The sequence below is a fragment of the Paenibacillus sp. S02 genome (assembly GCF_019454065.1).
Classification (GTDB): Bacteria; Bacillota; Bacilli; order Paenibacillales; family Paenibacillaceae; genus Paenibacillus; species Paenibacillus polymyxa_B.
The window spans coordinates 4,504,073-4,522,634 of the sequence record NZ_CP073682.1; the positions used below are offsets into that span (position 1 = coordinate 4,504,073).

Consider the following 18,562-nt stretch of genomic DNA (forward strand, 5'->3'; position numbering starts at 1 on the left):
TATGAACGGCTAAAAAGCCTCTCGATCCCTAACAAAGGATCGAGAGGCTTTTATATTAGGTCATTAGGGTTAGCCTATTCAGTCATTTCGCTGTTGAGTGTATGGACATCATCTCTCTGTGCTGTTTGCTCAAGAGCTTCCTCTAAGCGGTGTAAGTCTCCCTGATGAAAACGGTCAAACAAGGTATCCATTGGCATCACAATCAGTTTCGGTACCATTACATCTTTTTTTTCACTCAATTGCTCTGAACCCGAAGGATGGATAACACGAAATAACAGCTTTAGATATACAGTGGACACATGCTTGAACAGCCCTTTGGGAAGCTCTCGAACTTGAAATCCCAACTTCTCTGGTCCCCGATGAATCATACTTACTGCATAGATCGCCTTTACACCCTTCATTTCAGAATCATGTACAATGCGTTGGGCCAGATCAGGAAGTTGTTTTTTTACAATCCGAATTAATTGAATAGCTAGATGTACCATCGACTTTGCCGTCGTACCCAATTGAAACAACTTTTTATTATCAAAATGAAGCTCGATTACCGGGTCTCCTTTTTCTAGCCACCTGCTGTTCTCCATATTTATATTGGGCCCATGATAGATACGGCGACGATAATAAAAGATCGTATCCTCCTTGCTTACGGGACGAAGACGAAACAAAACATGGAATAGCCGCTCATACTGGAGCCATCCAAATACCAGCGTTCTTTTTAACCAGCCCGTACTGAACATCTCAGAGGCAGTAGGTTGATTGACAGACTGACGACAAAACAAGGTATCCACCCGTACGCTGCGTAATTGTCGTTCTTGGGCGACCCTCAACAGCTTCTCCAGTGCGATTAGCATATTCTGGGGCGCTTCCACGTCTGCCCCCAATGTCGTACCACAGTCATGGAGCAGCATCACCTCGCCACCCCTCAGCTTTTTGAGCATTCTCTCCGCTAATTGTTTCGCTCCAATGCTTGCCTTCCAGTCCCCGAACATGGAGGACCATAATACAATTCGACGACCATTGGTGTTGGAAATATCAAAAAAGTTCACTATCCCCCAAGGTGGGCGATAAAAGGTCGTTCCCTCGCCAGTTACTCGACGAATGACTGACTCTGTCTGGGCAATTTGTCTTCTGACGGTAACAGGCCGCATAAGCCAATTCGATTTGTGCACATAATTATGAATACCGATTAGATGACCTTCATCATGCATGCGTTTCAGAAGCTCAGGGTGTTTTTCTGCATTCATCCCCACAACAAAAAAAGTAGCCTTGGCATCAAAACGCTTCAGTAAATCAAGCAGCTGTGATGTATACACTGGATCAGGGCCATCATCAAAGGTGAGTGCATATTCTTGCTCACTTTTGCCGCGACTGAACACCCGGAAACCAAATATACGACTAACCAGCGCCGGAATAAAAGCATAAAAAGTTGAAATGTAAAACATCCATAACAGCAAAGTCTGCACGTTTTATCCCCACTTTTCTATTCTAAACTCTCCAAGCAGGCTTCCTGAGGAAAACTCACTTACTATATGTTATCACATTGACGTAAACATGCCGAGATTTCGCTATTGCATATGGTCAGCATTGAGGTCCAATTTAGTGTACAATAAATAAAAATCTAAAAGGAGTCGTTGTATACATATGCTTCCCTTGTACAAAAAATATTGGCGTACCGTTTTTGATATCGGTTTGATCGTATTAACCGTGTATTTAATTATGTTCGTATCCAGCAAACTGTATCAACTTGCCGCACCTGTGTTCCTTTCGTTCGTCGTGTTCTGGTGCATTGAACCTGCTGCCCGTTATTTTCATCGGAAAGGAATGAAAAAGCCTTTTGCCTCCGCACTCTCCGTATTGCTATTTATCATCCTTTTACTTGCTATTTTTTTCGGATTGGGCCTGATTCTGGTTACGCAATTTACGAAAGTCGCGCAAAACCTCCCACAATATACTCAGATTATCCAAGCGGAATTCACGCGGTATCTTCATCTTTCTCAAGATAAAATCGCTGCTTTACCTCCGAGTGTTACTGAACGTGTGAATGATTATTTTGCGACTGCCACCACCATTGCTACGAAATGGGCACAGCTAGGCTTATCCTTTTTCATACAGTTCCTCAGTTCCTTCACTGTTTTCATGGGCAACTTTGCCATTGCAATCATTTTAGCGTTCTTTTTAAGTATGGAAATTAATCTTTGGAAGGGCATTGCCCGTAGTAAAACACCCAAGACACTAAAAACTGCTTACCTTTTTCTAAAAAATCACGTACTTAAAGCCATCTCCGCTTTTCTCAAGGCTCAAGCTCTGCTGGTAGGGATTACCTTTGTTCTCGTATTTATAGGTTTACTCATTTTGCAAGTGGATAATGCCCTATCATTGGCGCTCGTGGCAGCTTTGTTTGATATCCTGCCCTTGTTGGGTGTGCCTGTTATTTTTATTCCGTGGGCAGTGTATCTGTTCATCACAGGCAATACCGGCCTGGCTGTAGGCCTGCTTATTGTCATGGCTGTCACGGTTATCGTCCGCCAGCTGGCAGAGCCTAAAATCACTGGTAATTCCATCGGTGTTTCATCTGCCTATCTGATGCTTTCCTTTGCCATTATATCGTTATCCATCTTTGGACTGGCCGGATTAATCCTGTCTCCAATTCTGATCATTTTGCTCAAGGAATTGTGGCAGCAAGGCTATCTGCAGAAATGGATTCGGTTTCCGACAGAGGAATTTGACGAGCCCCCGTTTATCGTAAAAATCCAGGAGGAGGATCGTGAAGCTACTCGTGGTACTCAGGAGGATTGAGCTAACAGATCCATGACTTGACCAAAAAGTGCTGTAGCTTGATTTGCAGAATGTGTTGAAGCATTTTGCACAAGGACGGCGACTGCATAACGAGGCCGCTCTATCGGACCATAACCTATAAACCACTGGTGATTGATAGGGTGACCGTTCTTTAAAGCTTGGGCCGTACCCGATTTGCCGGCCAGATTCCATGATTTATTACGCAAGGAGGCACCAGTCCCCTGTGTCACAACCTTTTCCATTGCTTCACGAAGCATGCGAGCCGTCGATGTGTGAATCAAGCGGCTGCCCTCGGGTGAAGGTGCAGCATGAGCAGGTAGTTTCAGTAAGGTGCTACCATCTGCGTAGCTGATGCGTTTGACGAGGCGTGGTGCATGTACTTGACCATCGTGCAACAAGGTGACGATGAGATTGGCAGCTTGGAGAGGCGTTACCAGCACATCGCGCTGACCGATAGCTGTCTGTACACGTACGCCCGGATCAGACGCGTTCGTATGGGAGCCGAATACGGCTCCCTTTTCTTCGTGATCCAGCGGTCTGAATTGAGATAGCCCTGCAAGATTCCGCTCCTGCCAGCCCACTGTTCGGCTCAATCCCAGTGCAGAGGCTGTGGCCTGAATTTGCTCAGGATTAAGCCGTTCACCGAGATGAGCGAACACACTATTACAGGATACGGCAAGCCCTTCCTCCAGGTTCAGGGTACCGTGTCCTTCTTTTTTCCAGCAAGCCAGACCGTACTTGCCATAAGATCCATGACAATGGAATTGTTCCTGTGGTTGGACAACACCTGATTCAAGTGCAGCAGCAGCCGTAACCAACTTAAAAATGGAACCAGGCGTTATCGCCTTGAGTGCACGATTAGACCAGTCTGTTTTTTGCTGCGGATCAACATGACCGGGATTATAAAAAGGGCGAGACACCATCGCCAGTACATCCGCGTTCCCTGCATCGAGCACTACCACCGCCCCTTCTGCCAAATGACTAGATTCCGTCAGCTTTTCAATCTGTTCCTGTATAGGCAGATCAATTGTAGTCTGTACCTGTAAAGGATAGTGACCATTGGATGGAGCACTGACACGCAACGGTATGTGAGTCAATGGACGACGCTGCGCATCTACAAATCGGGAGACGAACGTTTCACCGACGCCGCTCAGCAGCGGCTCCAGCGTTCTTTCCAGCCCGGCTGCCCCCATCGGCAGTTCACTCGCTCGGTCGGCACGTTCATACAGAAAGCCAAGCCATTGCCTGCCATTGGGCAAATCGCTGTAACGTTTCGCATAAGGTACAAGCTCGATAAGCGAAGGGGCTAGCTTCAGCAACTTGCCTGCTTCATGCGGATTGATTTGTACGGGCTCTCCGCGCCCATCTCGCCATATGAGCGGGGATTGCAGTCCTTTCCAGCGTGTCAGTAGTTGATTCTTGTTTGTACGCAGTAGCTTAGCCAGTTCTTCGCCATGTAAAGCCGCTTTGCCATCTACATCGGGAAAAAGCACTGGCGCCCATACTACTCCGCCAGTCAAGGGTTGCCCATGCCGGTCCGTAAACTGTCCACGTCCAGAGTCGATAGAAATGCCCTCCTGTCTCTGACGTGCTGACATTTCCTTAAGTGAATGCCCCCCATAAACGGACATATGAATGCCCGCTGTCCCCTGAATCCAAGCCAGTCGGAATAATAAAATCAGCAGTAGTGACATCACCCCTAAGCCCATATATGCAATTCGACGTTTTCGAATGAAACTGCTACCACGCCTCGGCACACCCATCCTTCTTTCATCTTTTTTCCAGTAGTATGTCCTGTAGTTGAAAAAGAAAACCCACTCAACTTTTAACGTGAATGGGTTTTCGAATTTATTTGTATCTTGTGATGTCTGCTTCTGGGCTCCAATCTAAAATCTCGTCTAACGAATAAAAAACCGTAATAAAAATGGTACTGGCCAGCACAACCCAAGCTACCTTTGTGTTTGTATTCATCTTTTGCTTTCCTTCTTGAGAGATTTTTAAGCACATCCACTAATAAAAGTACAAAACCACGGAGATCAGTAACAATCCTGATTCCCATGGTTTTGTTATATCTACACCGTAAACCGCGAAAGCTGTTCTTTCAAATTCACCGATACTCCTTCCAGCTTATCCGACAAGCCTACCAGTTGATTACCAATATTGGCCTGTTCAGTGCTGAGCGAAGCGACTTCCTGCGAAGTAGCTGAGGATTGCTCGGCTACCGCACTTACATTGGTCATTGCCTCGGACAAAGTGGTTTGCGATTCACTCAGATGATGAATGGAGGCGGTGACCGTTCCCAATCGTAGCGCGAACTCTCCCATTTGCTGCTGCACCGATTGGAAAATATCCGTTGTTTCCTGTACGGCTCCCATCTGCTCCCGGAACAGCGGATACACCTCAGATAATGCCTGTACCGTTTCATTCATTTCATTGACGATGTTGTTAATAATGCCTGTAGCCGTACGAATAGCTTGACGTGATTGTTCGGCCAACTGCCGAACCTCATTAGCTACCACCATAAAACCACGCCCGGCCGTCCCCGCTCGTGCCGCTTCAATCGTCGCATTCAGTGATAGAATATTCGTTTGTTTCGCAATATCCTGTAGTACGTCCAGCACCTTAAATACATCAGAAGTTGTCTGCTTCAGTTCATCTACTTTGCCCACCAGAGCATGTGTAGTTTCTTCCGTAACCCGAGTCTTGCCTAATAGATTTTTCAGCTGAATGGTCCCTTTTTCACTGGATTGTTCAACTTCTTGTGCGACCAGACTCATTTCATAATTGGAAGCCATAACCGTATCCATTTGCTGAGATATATTCCCGGTAAGTCCGCTGCCACGTTCAGCCTCTGTTGCCAAACTGGCGGCGCCATGAGCAATCTCTTCCGTTGCTGCTGCAATTTCTTTGGCTGAAATGGCTGTCTTCTTCGAGGCATCGCCTAGTTCCGTCGCTGTATTCAGAACCTCCTGAGCTGAGGCATTCGTCTGTTCTACCAGCAATGTAATTTGCTCCATCATCGCATCAAAGCTTTCTGACAACTGTCCAATTTCATCCTGAGCCTTATAGTTCGTTCGGATTTGCAAGTTGCCTTTGGCGCCTTCGACCATTAAATCCTTCAGATGTGTCAATGGACGCGCCACGAGGCGCACGATCCACAGGCCAATGAACAATGCAATGAGTGCAGCCACTGCGGCAAATATCCAGGTTGTGGTTAGTATCCCCTTAGCGTCTTTCACCAGCTCAGATACAGGTACTACACCCACGAGAATCCACTTGGAAGTTCCCAGCGTATTATGAACCGTAAGCACATTTTGCTCTTTGCCGTCTGCTTCCTGCTCCATAATTTGATTTCCTTCGATCCCTTCAAGCTTGGAAACGTAATCCAGCTTTGTCTTTCCTCCTGCCAAGCTCTCATTATTAGAACCTACAAACTCACCCTTGTCTGTCACAAGGCTAATCATACTGCCTGAGCCCAAATTAACACCTTTCAACTCGTCCTCCACCGCACTGGACTTTAAATCCATAACCAGAACGTAAGTCCCTCCCAACCCGGACATACTGTTCATGGAGCGTGCTAGGCGAAAAGTCTTGCTGCCATTGTCATTCACCTGCGTAGGTAGCCAAACAATTCCCTTGTTTTTCAAAATATCCTTAAACCACGCTTCCTGCCGTACATCCTTTTGTGTTCCGGTGCCCATTGCAGCTAACTTGGTTTCTTCCGGGTACAAGTACAATGAATCGATCGCTTTATTCGTAAAAGCAATATTCGTTAATTTCTTGTTTACTTCGCCCATAGCAACAAAAGATGCAAAAGGGTTTTTATCTTGCTTTACAGCCTTTTGCAACTGATCACTTAATTCAGTATCGAAAAATACCTGTGTCGATGTGTCTTGAAAGCGCTCTAGAATAATATCAAGCTTTTCTGAAGTTTGCTGAACGGTCTGCTGATAAGCCGTAGCTGCATTTTGCTCAATCGTACTTTTAGCCTTGTAGTATGAGAGCATCCCCAAGCTGACCACAAATAACATAATTGCCGCAAAAAAGATCAGAAACAACTTCATTCCAACCGAACGTATCGGATTATAGTTTTTGACCAAATGCATGAAATCTTTACTGTACCTTTCCGGCTTAAGTAAACGCTTTAAATTGTGTGTACCTTTACGAGTCGCCTTAGCTACCCAGGGGGCAACCTTCGAAGACACTGTAACCGTTTGTTCCCCTTTATCCGTTGTCACTTTACTGCCTTTCAAACCCTGCATTTGATCCGTTTTCTTGGGTTGCCTTTTTGATGTATTCCCCTCTTTTTTCCGTAAACCCATTTCTCTCACCTACCACCATATAATTAGTTTCTAATTCCACGTCATCCATTATGTATCTATTATCTATATAACTTCTATCGGAACTATTCGACAAGGAATGTAGCTTTCCTTTGAGTATCAACTAAATTTTGTGAAACTTTTTTCCTAGAAAACTATTCAAAAAAAAGCCCCTCCAACCGATAGGAGAGGCTTTTGTATCTTTTCACCTGTGACTTAAGGCTTATTTACTTCTTTTTACGCATCATATCAAAATACGATACGGGCTGATCTACCTTCATTCTAATTCGTTGAAGCGGGTGACGAGCAGCATCCAATTCGTTGCCTTCCTCATCCCAGATCGTTCCGACCGTTTGTTTAAAGAATGTTCCGTTCGGACCGAAAAATTCGATTTCATGCCCTGGTTTAAAATGGTTCCGTTGTTGAATGGTTGCAATGCCACTCGCGGCATCGTAGTCCATGACCAGTCCGGCAAAATCATAAGGGACTGCTTTTTCTTCCGGCTCATAAATATGATCCTCATGATCCGGTGTATCGTAGAAAAACCCTGTATTCAACGGTCGATTGGCTGCCTTGTTAATTTCTTCAATCCATTCTGGTTTGAGCACATAATTTTCAGGATCAGCCATATAGGAATCAATCGCTTGACGATAGACATTCACGACCGTAGCCACATAGTGGATGGACTTCATACGTCCCTCCACTTTAAAGCTGTCCACACCTACATCAATCAGATCAGGGACATTTTCAATCATGCACAGATCCTTGGAACCCATAGAAAAGGCATTATCGCTCTCTTCGAACAGTGGAAGCTGGTTAACACCGAGCTGGAACTGTTTTAGTGCATTGCTCTCCTGTGCCTCTTCCTCAGATATCCAAACCTCACCTGGGCGGGCATCCTCAAACAAATCGTATTTCCAGCGGCAAGACTGACAACATCCCCCACGATTGGAATCACGGTCTGTAAAGTGATTGGACAACACGCAGCGGCCGGAAAATGAAGAGCACATCGCACCATGGACGAATGCTTCGATTTCGATGTCCACATGCTTTTTAATTTCTTCGATTTCCTCCAGACTGGTCTCACGTCCCAGTACCACACGCGGTAGTCCTTCGTTTTTCCAAAACTTTACCGCTTGCCAGTTCAGCGTGGACTGCTGTGTGCTCAAATGCACTTCCAATCCGGGAACAGCACGCAATGCCACGGATACAATAGCCGGATCAGCGACGATAACGGCATGAATTCCTGCCTCGTACAGATTGCGCAAGTATTCCTCGATTCCGGCAATATCTTCATTGTGGGCATAGATATTGGTGGCTACAAGCACCTTAGCACCGTACTTGTTGGCAAATTCTACACCTTCGCGCATTTCTTCAAAACTGAAATTATCGGCGTTAGAACGCAGACCATATTTTTGTCCACCAATATATACAGCATCCGCGCCATAGTGAACGGCAAACTTCAGCTTTTCCAGATTTCCGGCAGGAGCCAACAGCTCCGGCTTATCCAGACGATTCCGTTTACCTATATATTTTCTCGTTTTGGTTATCGTCCCCATGACGTTCCCCCCTCTGTGAATTCATTTTAAAATTAATAAACCTGCTCTTTATAGAAAAATCCGAAGGAAAGTTCCCGTTCCGGATCTTGAAGACGGCGAACTTCATCCAGCCAGCTTTCATCATAAGCATAAGCATCCGGGTCAGCTGTATAATTATCTATGGCTTTACGATAAGCACGAACAACCGCCTCATTGTAAGCCGTAGGTTTTAATAAGCCCTCGATCTTAAAGCTATGCACGCCCGCCTCCATCAGAATATGCAGGTCCTCCATGATACAAAAATCATCTGAACTCATAATATGTGTCCCATTAATATCCTCGTAGATGGGGAACTTCTCTTCCTTCCGCTCTGCTTCAATCAGAAACAAGCCGCGCCCTCTACCCAAATCGCCTTCTACATTACGTCCCTGGTGCAGCATATAACTTTGAACAAGCTTACGCTTGGAGTGATAAATATTGGTCATGCCATGTACCTGAACCTGTGCTTCTATGTTCAACTTTGGTATCATTTCGGTAATTTCATCCATACTGAGCTCACGAGCCAAAATGACCCGGGAAGCTCCTTTTTCACCCCAATAGTTGGCGGTTGCGAAGTTGGTGGAGATCATCTCACCGTTCCAGAACAGCTTAAGATGCGGGGCGTACTCCTTCACGGCCATGAGCACTGCGGGATCATTAAACTCAATGGCGTCTATGCCGCATCCAGCTAGGGTCTGCACATATTCGGGAAGGAGCGGCAATAGCTCGTTCGTCATCAAATTCGTCATGGATACGTATACCTGCGCCGTATGCTTCCGTGCCTCTTCCACCACTTCACGGATTTGGTCTGGTGTAAAATGTCCCGGCAGCCGCATTCCAAAGCGGTCATCTCCAATAAGTAATGCAGTAGCTCCAGCCTCCAGCATATGGCGGGCATCCTCCGGAGAGCTGGCAGTTGCCAGTAGTTCGGGTTTGTAAGCCATAGGCTCACCTCCTAATTTGTCTTACGGTTACTTACCTGAATGTTATGCAAATGTTCTTTATACGTTTTGGCAAACAAATGTTCATGTGTCCCATCTTTTTTGGTCACATAAAACAAATAATCTGTAGCTTTCGGCTGTAAAGCCGCTATCACTGATTTCAGACTGGGACTTGCAATCGGCCCTGGTGGAAGTCCCTGATGCATATACGTATTATAAGGGCTTTCCACAGCCAAATCCTTGTAATACAGCCGTTCCTTTTGCTTGTCCAGCATATATTGAACTGTAGCATCAATTTCCAGCTTCTTATCCTGTTTGAGTCGGTTATAAATGACGCCAGCTACTACAGACCGCTCATCATCCACAACTACCTCGCGCTCTACTAGAGAAGCAACCGTCAGCAGTTGATGCAGCGTTTCACCCCGTTGTTTTAGCTTGGCATCCAAATTGGAAACAGTCTCCAGCCGTTTTTGCGTCTGTCCTAGCATCGCCTGTATAATATCTTTGGCCGTGCTGCCCTTTTTCAGCTCATAGGTTTCCGGGAAAAGATAGCCCTCCAGCGCATAGCGAAGCCCCGCCTGCTTTGGAATGTCCCGCACCAGCGCGACGTCAAAAGCGGACGGATCGTTGGCCAGCTGCAAAAATTGCTGCCGGTCTGCCAGTCCTTCCTTTTGCAGCTTATCAGCCATCTGTCTAATCGTAAAACCTTCCGGGATTGTAAAACGAATCATTTCCTCTTTGACAACATCTCCAGCCGATAACTTAGTAATCAACTGATCAAAGGTTGCGCCAGGCTTCGCCTCATATTTTCCGGCCTGAAATCCGCTTCCTTGCTGTTTGAATTTTACATAAGCCTTAAACACGAGCGCATTACGTATAAGTCCCTTTTGCTCCAGCGTATCTGCAATTGCCGATGTTCCTGTTCCCTGCACCACCGTAAAAGCAACCGGTTGTGTTTGGGGCTGAACAGGCTGCATGGCATTCCAAATATAGAGGGCTGCCCCTGCTGCTATAATGATAAGCAGTAGAAGCAACGTAAACATCCTCGTCCTTCGTTTCACATTCACCCAACTCCTTCACAGCCAAAAAGGGCGGACTGGTCCGCCCTTTCAGGTTTGATCTCATCGTTATCCAGACTTACAGTTCTTCCGGCAACGTACATTCGTCGTACAGCTCGGAAATATCTTCCCACTCATCATCATCTTCAATGGTGGTGATGGAGATTTCGCCGTCTGTGGATGAGCTTACATGGTAAAGTTCATGTTCGCCAACAGCAGCCCCAGGTCTACGCAATACGGCGTACCGTTGCTCACCTACCTTGAACTCTGCTTCCAATTCCATGCGAATCGCATGGCCCTGTTCATCCTGCAGCTCTACATCGCCGTCGAACGTTTCCTTCAAATCAGAGGTCCAACTCAGGTCTTCACGTGAATAACTCGTCATTTCCCGTCTTCCTCTTCCTCTTCTTCTACAAATGTATTAAAGGTCTCTTCGACGATTTCCCATTCGGCATCGTCTTGGATCACAAACAATTTAATATCATCGCCTTCTTCCTCGTAACGGAAGGCGTACACATCGGACTCATCAGCTTCAGGGTCCACTGGCGCAACCATCATGTACTTCGCTTCGGAACCATCTACCTCAAACTTCATAATGACCTCGAACTCTTCCTCGTTGCCCTCGTCATCGGCAATATAAATAATTTCCGGCTCTTCTTCCATACCCACTTGATTTTCAGCCATTACGAAATCCCCCTCACCTTGTACTGTGTGCGTCCAAATAGTTTTGCAAGATCAGGCTTGCGGCCAGTTTATCTACCACCTGCTTGCGTTTTTTTCGGCTGACGTCGGCCTCCAGAAGCGCACGCTCCGCCGAACGCGTCGTCAGCCGTTCATCCCAAAGGTGAACGGGTAAACCCAGTAACTCCTTGAGTCGGTTCGCAAACTCGATGCAAATCTCACCGCGTGGACCCACGGTTCCGTTCATGTTTTTCGGCAAGCCTACAACAATCTCGCCGACCTCATTGTCACGAACCAAATTTGCAATTTTACCGAACTCGCTGTCGTCACCGCGTCGTTCTATGACTTCCAATCCTTGGGCGGTCCAGCCGAAGGCATCACTTACGGCGACCCCAATTCGGCGATCCCCGTAATCTAATCCCATTACTTTCATGCCTGTCTCCTAACGGTGCTTGGCGAGATAGAAACGAACCAACTCTTCAATCAACTCATCGCGTTCTTTTTTACGTACCAGGCTTCTGGCATTATTATGCCGTGGCACATAAGCCGGATCACCGGATAGCAAATAGCCGACGATTTGATTGATCGGATTGTATTCTTTTTCCACCAGCGCATCATATACGGTCAACAAAATCTCCTGAGCAGAAGCTTCCTTCTCATCTGCCTTGACATTAAATTTGACCGTTTTGTCCATGGAATCCATTGTTGACACCTCGCTTCCACAAAACATGTGTACATGTTTATGCCAGCTTATTCTTTTACATCATACCATAAGCAAAGCCCTACAAGGAAATATCTAAGCCCGTTTTTTCCCAAAAATCCGCAAAAATTATCGAACTTTATCCTTGTGAGGCTGCCGACACCAGTTCATGCGCACGTTGGAGTGCTTCGTCCAGCTTGCTGGCATCCTTACCACCGGCTTGCGCCATGTCAGGTCGTCCGCCACCACCGCCACCGCATACGGCAGCAATTTCTTTCACGAGCTTGCCTGCATGAAGTCCAGCCTTGGTATACTCTGCCGGAACTGCTACGACAAAATTAACTTTGTCGTCCATTGCAGCGCCGAGCACCAGCACAGCAGCCGGAAGTTTTCCTTTCAGTTCATCAGCAATCGCACGCAACGCATCCATGCTGGAAGCCTGCACGCGTGCAGCCAACAGCTGCACCCCGCCTGCTTGCACGACCTGATCGGTCAGCTGGCCCGCCTCAATAACGCTCAGCTTGCTTTGCAGCGATTCATTTTCACGACTAAGGTCTTTAATTTGTTGCTGCAAAGATTCGATACGCTTTGGCACCTCAGACAGCTTGGATTTTACAAGCCCAGCCGACACCTTCAACAGCTCTAATTGACCCTCCATATATTCAAAGCCAAAACGTCCGGTCACCGCTTCGATACGACGTACACCTGATCCAATGCCGCTCTCGCTGACAAGCTTGAACAAGCCAATTTGCGAAGTATTGCTGACATGACAGCCACCGCATAGTTCAATGCTGTAATCGCCTACCTTAACGACCCGTACGATATCTCCATACTTTTCACCGAACAGCGCCATTGCTCCGAGAGCCTTGGCTTCATCAATCGGTTTCAGTTCAATATTAACGTCCAGTTGGCTCCAGATGGCACGGTTTACACGCAGTTCAATATCCGCCAGCTCTTCTGGTGTAATGCTTCCAAAATGGGAGAAGTCAAAACGTAGACGCCCAGGCTCAACCAAAGAGCCCGCCTGATTGACATGGTCACCCAGCACTTCTTTAAGCGCTTTGTGAAGCAAATGTGTAGCCGTATGGTTTTTCTCAATTTCTCCACGTGAAGCTTGATCTACTTCTGCTTTCACCGTATCGCCCACGTTCAGTTCACCGGCTTCTACAACAACCTGATGCACATGCTGACCTTGTGGCGCCTTAAACAGTCCTTCGACCTTCGCGGTTACCGTACCTCCACGCAGCAAGCCATGGTCACTGACTTGTCCTCCGCTTTCGGCATAGAAAGGAGTCACATCCAGCACGACCTGACAAGACTGCCCTTCACTAACACTGTCCACCAGTACATCTTCATATACAATCGCCACAATTTTAGACTCAGTTACGAGGTCATTATATCCAACAAATTCACTTTTAACCGCCAGATCGGACAAAGCTCCGCCCTGAATCTTCATGCTCGCGCTGTCCTGATGAGCATCACGAGCACGTTTGCGTTGCTCCTGCATCGCTTCATCAAAACCCTCACGGTCTACTTTCAAGCCCTGCTCGTCCGCATAATCCTCTGTGAGATCGAATGGGAACCCGTACGTATCATACAGTTTGAAAGCATCTGCTCCGCTAATGACATTGCGACCTTCGGCCTTCGCCTGAGCACTGATATCGGACAAAATTGCCAATCCATCTGTCAGTGTTTCATGGAAGCGTTCCTCTTCCGTTTTGATCACTTTAATGATGAAATCACGCTTGTCCACTACCTCAGGGTAATACACACCCATGACATCCCCAACGGTTTCCACCAGCTCAAACATAAATGGACGGTTCATGCCCAGCATTTTTCCATAGCGCACAGCCCGGCGCAGCAAACGGCGAATCACGTAACCCCGTCCTTCATTAGAAGGCAGCACACCGTCACCAATTGCAAAAGCTACGGTGCGGACATGGTCAGCAATAACTTTAAGAGCTACGTCACTGTCCACATTTTCGTTATATTTTACTCCTGCCATCGCCGCTGTTTTTTGGATTAGTGGCTGGAAGATATCCGTATCAAAGTTGGAATCCACATTTTGCAAAATGGATGCAAAACGCTCTAATCCAGCCCCTGTATCAATATTTTTGTTCGGAAGCGGCGTATAGCTGCCGTCTTTGTTATGGTTGAATTGTGAGAATACGAGGTTCCACACTTCCAGATAACGCTCATTTTCTCCCCCCGGATACATTTCAGGGTCCGTCATGTCGCTGCCGTAGGCTTCGCCACGATCATAAAAGATTTCCGTACAAGGTCCACAAGGGCCTTCACCGATATCCCAGAAGTTATCTTCCAGTTTGATGATACGTTCGGCAGGAAGTCCAACTTTTTCGTTCCACAGCTTGTACGCTTCCTCATCCTCAGGATACACAGTTACAGCCAGACGTTCCGGATCAAAACCAATCCATTTTGGATCCGTCAGAAACTCCCATGCCCATGTAATGACTTCTTCTTTAAAATAGTCACCAATGGAAAAGTTGCCGAGCATTTCAAAAAAGGTGTGATGGCGGCGCGTTTTACCGACATTCTCAATGTCGTTCGTCCGGATACATTTTTGCGAATTGGCAATACGTGGATTTTCTGGCTTCACACGTCCGTCAAAATAAGGCTTAAGCGGTGCCATACCCGCATTAATCCACAGCAGGGAAGGATCTTTATGTGGAACAAGCGGCGCGCTTGGTTCAATCACATGTCCCTTGCTTTCAAAAAACTCCAGCCATTTGGAGCGGATTTCACTAGCTTTCATATAAGTAGCCTCCTAATTATGGTGTCACTGGTTCCTGGCACAGGCCATAAAAAAACAGAAAAACGCCCCTGAACGGATCAGGGACGATTGTATCGCGGTACCACCCTGGTTAACGCCGTCCCCTCTGTACGAAATGCCCATGCGCAAGCTGCACACCAACATTTGCTTAACGGACGATCGATCGCCTTGTTTTCACTGGTAACGGGAGCATCCCGGCGGGTTCAGCCCGCACTTCGAAATGAGCTTTCCCTACTGGATAAACACATTTAAACATACTCAACTCAGTATATCCGTGTCATTTAGCCGTGTCAACGCGATTTCAGACAAGATACATACGGTGTATGGACAAAATCAGTTTGTTTTCCGCTTCACGTAATAAGCAAAAAAATGCTGAAGTCCTACCTTTAAAACTGCCATTACGGGAACCGCTAAAATCAAGCCGGTAATTCCCGCAATTTCCCCACCTACTAGCAGAGCGAAAATAATGGCTATCGGATGCAGATGCAACGTTCGTCCCACCACCTGGGGAGAAATGACATTGCTCTCCAACACTTGAATACAGGTGTTAACAACCACGACCAAAAGCACCATTTTTAAGGAGACCGTAGAAGCCATGACTACTGCCGGAGCGGCTCCCAAAAAGGGGCCCAAATACGGAACGATGTTAAAAACCGCAACCACTCCTGCCAGCAACAGCGCATAAGGCATGCCAATTAGCATATATCCGAGATAAGCCATCACTCCAATAATGACGCATACCAGTAATTGTCCCCTGACATAGTTGCCAAGCGCCTGATCAATTTCCTTAAGTACCGTTACAATCGCCTTGCGACGAGAACGCGGGAGGTAAGACACAATCGTCCGCTCGAACACATCAAAATCCTTCAAAATATAAAAAATGAGGAACGGTACAATGAACACATTGAACAGCATGTTGATCATCCCACCGATGTTATCCATAAAGGTAGAAATCCCTGTTGCCATCCGATTCTCTAGTTGGAAAAACCATTGATTCATACCCGTTCGCACCCCTTGGGGCAAAATCCCGCTATCCATATTCGTCATTAATCCTTGTGCATGCATGGTCAGCTCAGGCAGATGCTCATTCAGCTCATCCAGTTGTTCAATGAACATCGGAATCAGGTTCATCAGAATCACAACGAGACTGGCTAAAAACACAGCATAGATGAGCAGCACAGCTACACTTCGAGGCACCTTGCGACCGCCCAGCATACTGACAACGGGATTAAGTACATAGGAGATGATCATCGCTACCGCAAACGGAGCAATGATTGTTTTCAGAAATTCATACAAATGCAAAAACAAAGGTCGCAGCAGCCAGATAAAATATAGAATGACAAGTCCCAGCAGCGTCCATATTCCGTACCGGAACAGTCTACTTTTCGTTAATTGCTCCATTTCGTGCCCCCTTACCGGACTAGCCTCCTTTAAGTATATGCCTGTACCTCTACTTTAATCCTCCCGCGAGGCTGGAATGCCCCATAGATTACCATTGTAAAAAAATGATGAAAACGGATGAAAACAATTAACAAAGTCATACCATCTGACGATATAAGTACAAAGCACTACTTTAAGCTTTCACATTTCTGAAACATCGGGGGTCGTTACATGAACTTAAAAATCAAACTTATTCTCCTTTTCACTTGCATTGTTATCGTTGCAGCTGGGCCATTGTCGATCATTAGCATGACAAGCGTTAAAAATCAGGCCAACCATGATATCCAAGAGCTTATGAACAGCAAAACCTCCGAAACCGTCAATCAGCTCGACGGATGGATAGGTGGTAATGCCAAAATTATTGAAACATTGGCTGCAGGTCTGGAATCCAGCGATATCTCATCAGATGCCAAAGCCGTATCTCTGAAAGCAGCTTTTCAAAACTATAAAGATCAAAACATTTCCAATATTTACGCAGGCTTTGAAGATGGAACCTACTGGGATGGATCTGGCTGGTTTGAAGCAGGTTATGATCCTCGCGCTCGACCGTGGTACAAGGATGCCAAAACCAAGGGAGAAATGTATTACTCGTCCCCGTACATTGATGCAAATAGTACGAATTTCACCATTTCTATTGCGAAGCCTCTCAAAAATTCGAATGGCTCCGTCACTGGTGTGGTCAGCGAGGATATAATGCTCAACGATATGACAAAAATAATTAAAAGCATAGACTTGAACGGATTGGGCTACGCATTTTTGATTGACCAAAATGGAGCCGTGATCGCGCACCCAGACAACAAGCTGGCTGGCAAAAACCTCAAGGACAATCCCGAGTTGGGTTCATCAACCGCGGCCCTGCTGAGCGCAGCTTCGGGAGAAACAGACTATAGCTATAATGGTAGTGACCGTCAGCTTTATTTTAAAAAGATGCCTAGCACAGGCTGGATTGTAGGGTTGTCTATTTCCAAAGATATTGCTTTTCAAGAGTATTACTCCACTCGTAATATGTTGATTATAACGGTTGCTATCATCTTGGTTGTCGCTATGCTGCTGGCGATCTGGGCGGCAAACAACTTTATTAAGCCGATTCGCAGACTCCAAGCGAATGTCAAACGTATAGCTGAAGGCGATATGACCGCTCGTGTGGATGTTAAGGGTAAAGATGAAATTGCCAGCCTGGGGACAGATTTTAATATCATGTCTGATAATCTCTCTCACCTGTTGCGCAAGGTATCAGATACGGCGGGCGATGTCAGTTCAGCTTCCCATGATATGCATCAGCACGCTAAGGATACTGGAACCATCGCGTCACAAATCTCCAGTGCAGTTCAGGAGCTTGCCCAAGGAGCGAGCGATCAAGCTGAGGCTGTATATTCCGGCTCTGAGAAGCTGACTCACATGACAGGCTCCATCGACCAGATTGGCGAAAGTGTCAAACGGACCCAAACTGCCGTATTCGAAACAGATTCTGCCGTGCTTGCAGGGTATGAAACAGCAGAACGTCAAGCGAAACTGGCCGCCGAGTCCAGACAAACGACAACTGCGGCAGGAGAAGCCGTAGATTCGCTCGCGCTGAAAACTCAGGATATTGAGCGGCTGGCCGGGGCCATCCACGATATCGCCGCACAAACAAACCTGCTAGCCCTCAATGCATCCATCGAAGCGGCACGGGCCGGAGAACACGGACGAGGTTTTGCCGTCGTCGCGGGAGAAGTGAGAAAGTTGGCTGAGCAAGCGGGCAGTTCCAGTGACAGTATCATGAGTAAGCTGGAAGAAATTAAAATTGCAGGAGTACAAAGCGCGGAGGAAATGAAGAAGGCTCTTGCTGTAACCGTAGAACAGGAGCATGCTGCCATTGCAACGAGACAGGCGTTTGAATCCATTCGTGGGGCTTCTCAGCATATGCTTGCCCAAATTGAGGACGTTACCGCCGCCGCAGATCATCTCCGTGTGAATGCCGGGCATATTTCCGACGTCATTTCCAGCGTTGTCGCTGTTTCTGAACAAAGTGCAGCATCTACAGAGGAAGTGGCTTCCTCTGTGCAAGAACAAGGTCATGCCATGAATAATATTGCCGACCTTTCTGCCAAACTCGATTCTCATGCAGATCTTCTATTGGAAGAGGTCAAACGCTTTAAATTGTAGACTAACTATCTTCACAAAAACGGTATACAAAAGAGGGTGCCCCCAGCCAATATGGCCGTTTGGGGCACCCTCTTCGTTGTTTTTTATCAAGCGTTATCCAACCTACTAAGCCGTATG

The 18,562-nt window shown here is 46.7% G+C and carries 15 protein-coding genes; 2 read left to right on the top strand and 13 right to left on the bottom strand.

Features of this window, described 5'->3' with window-relative positions:
- Window positions 1-74: 74 nt before the first annotated feature.
- Window positions 75-1,460, bottom strand: a complete 1,386-nt coding sequence (locus KAI36_RS19930) for a polysaccharide deacetylase family protein (protein WP_220025821.1) — start codon at window positions 1,458-1,460, stop codon at window positions 75-77.
- Window positions 1,461-1,638: 178 nt separating this feature from the next.
- On the opposite strand from KAI36_RS19930, the gene KAI36_RS19935 reads away from it, so the two are divergent.
- Window positions 1,639-2,793: an AI-2E family transporter gene (locus KAI36_RS19935; RefSeq protein ID WP_023989897.1), complete on the top strand. Its 1,155-nt coding sequence runs from the start codon at window positions 1,639-1,641 to the stop codon at window positions 2,791-2,793.
- Here the strand turns inward: KAI36_RS19935 and KAI36_RS19940 are convergent.
- The 12 genes from KAI36_RS19940 to KAI36_RS19990 all read right to left on the bottom strand — a co-directional run bounded on the left by KAI36_RS19940 (window position 2,781) and on the right by KAI36_RS19990 (window position 16,261).
- Complete coding sequence (locus KAI36_RS19940; RefSeq protein ID WP_220025822.1) at window positions 2,781-4,556, bottom strand: peptidoglycan D,D-transpeptidase FtsI family protein; 1,776 nt, start codon at window positions 4,554-4,556, stop codon at window positions 2,781-2,783. The two genes, KAI36_RS19935 and KAI36_RS19940, sit on opposite strands and share 13 nt — an antisense overlap.
- An 85-nt stretch (window positions 4,557-4,641) precedes the next feature.
- The gene (locus KAI36_RS27440; RefSeq protein WP_258296736.1) at window positions 4,642-4,764 is read right to left on the bottom strand and encodes a hypothetical protein; all 123 of its coding nucleotides are present in this window, start codon (window positions 4,762-4,764) and stop codon (window positions 4,642-4,644) included.
- Window positions 4,765-4,865: 101 nt separating this feature from the next.
- Window positions 4,866-7,115, bottom strand: coding sequence for a methyl-accepting chemotaxis protein (locus tag KAI36_RS19945; RefSeq protein ID WP_220025823.1), 2,250 nt, complete (start codon window positions 7,113-7,115; stop codon window positions 4,866-4,868).
- 224 nt (window positions 7,116-7,339) lie between these two features.
- Entirely contained in the window at window positions 7,340-8,671 is a 1,332-nt protein-coding gene (locus KAI36_RS19950; protein ID WP_013311519.1) for a peptidase U32 family protein, read from the bottom strand.
- 32 nt (window positions 8,672-8,703) lie between these two features.
- Window positions 8,704-9,633, bottom strand: coding sequence for a peptidase U32 family protein (locus tag KAI36_RS19955; protein ID WP_023989901.1), 930 nt, complete (start codon window positions 9,631-9,633; stop codon window positions 8,704-8,706).
- Between the two features lie 11 nt (window positions 9,634-9,644).
- A complete protein-coding gene (gene mltG / locus KAI36_RS19960; protein WP_220028175.1) occupies window positions 9,645-10,673 on the bottom strand; it encodes an endolytic transglycosylase MltG in 1,029 nt (342 codons plus the stop codon).
- A gap of 94 nt (window positions 10,674-10,767) precedes the next feature.
- Window positions 10,768-11,073, bottom strand: a complete 306-nt coding sequence (locus tag KAI36_RS19965; protein ID WP_013311522.1) for a DUF1292 domain-containing protein — start codon at window positions 11,071-11,073, stop codon at window positions 10,768-10,770.
- The gene (locus tag KAI36_RS19970; RefSeq protein ID WP_013311523.1) at window positions 11,070-11,372 is read right to left on the bottom strand and encodes a DUF1292 domain-containing protein; all 303 of its coding nucleotides are present in this window, start codon (window positions 11,370-11,372) and stop codon (window positions 11,070-11,072) included. The genes KAI36_RS19965 and KAI36_RS19970 overlap by 4 nt, the downstream gene beginning before the upstream one ends.
- A 13-nt stretch (window positions 11,373-11,385) precedes the next feature.
- A complete protein-coding gene (gene ruvX / locus KAI36_RS19975; RefSeq protein ID WP_013311524.1) occupies window positions 11,386-11,802 on the bottom strand; it encodes a Holliday junction resolvase RuvX in 417 nt (138 codons plus the stop codon).
- 9 nt (window positions 11,803-11,811) lie between these two features.
- Window positions 11,812-12,072, bottom strand: coding sequence for an IreB family regulatory phosphoprotein (locus KAI36_RS19980; RefSeq protein ID WP_007431624.1), 261 nt, complete (start codon window positions 12,070-12,072; stop codon window positions 11,812-11,814).
- 136 nt (window positions 12,073-12,208) lie between these two features.
- Window positions 12,209-14,842 (bottom strand): alanine--tRNA ligase, encoded by a 2,634-nt coding sequence (alaS, locus tag KAI36_RS19985; RefSeq protein WP_220025824.1) that lies wholly within the window; start codon window positions 14,840-14,842, stop codon window positions 12,209-12,211.
- Between the two features lie 351 nt (window positions 14,843-15,193).
- Window positions 15,194-16,261, bottom strand: a complete 1,068-nt coding sequence (locus KAI36_RS19990; RefSeq protein WP_220025825.1) for an AI-2E family transporter — start codon at window positions 16,259-16,261, stop codon at window positions 15,194-15,196.
- A 210-nt stretch (window positions 16,262-16,471) separates the two neighbouring features.
- Here KAI36_RS19990 and KAI36_RS19995 point away from each other — a divergent pair, with 210 nt between their 5' ends.
- Window positions 16,472-18,445, top strand: coding sequence for a methyl-accepting chemotaxis protein (locus KAI36_RS19995; RefSeq protein WP_220025826.1), 1,974 nt, complete (start codon window positions 16,472-16,474; stop codon window positions 18,443-18,445).
- Window positions 18,446-18,562 lie beyond the last annotated feature (117 nt).